The organism is Chromobacterium alticapitis (assembly GCF_002924365.1).
GTDB classification, from domain to species: Bacteria; Pseudomonadota; Gammaproteobacteria; order Burkholderiales; family Chromobacteriaceae; genus Chromobacterium; species Chromobacterium alticapitis.
This window is the reverse complement of sequence record NZ_PQWB01000180.1, coordinates 1-301: the sequence shown is the minus strand read 5'-3', so window position 1 is coordinate 301 and position 301 is coordinate 1. Positions and strand designations below refer to the sequence as shown.

Genomic DNA, 301 nt, shown 5'->3' with positions numbered 1-301 from the left:
CCAGGTGCGGAAGGCGCATTCAAATTGCTTGGGGTCCATCAAGCGGAAAATGCGCAAGAAAGTGTCTTCCGACGGGATGCCATGCTTCAGGCTCAGTAAGCGCTGCAGCCAGTCCTGCTTGTAGCGCGCCCAGGCGACCATTTCCTCGAAGGTGTCGTTGTCGCACAGCATCGCGCAAATGGCGATGACGAGGATTTCGCGGAAGTCGTGCAAGGTGCCATTGCTGGTCTGGCGGGGATCGTCAATGTGTTCAAGGGCTTGCATCAGGCTGACTCCAGGCGTGCTCACATTCATGCGGGCA

The 301-nt window shown here is 57.8% G+C and carries 1 protein-coding gene; it reads right to left on the bottom strand.

Features of this window, described 5'->3' with window-relative positions; all coding sequences use genetic code 11:
* Nucleotides 1-264 (bottom strand): ISAs1 family transposase (locus C2I19_RS20870; protein WP_158253794.1); only part of this gene is annotated, 264 nt, incomplete at its 3' end.
* Nucleotides 265-301: the final 37 nt, after the last annotated feature.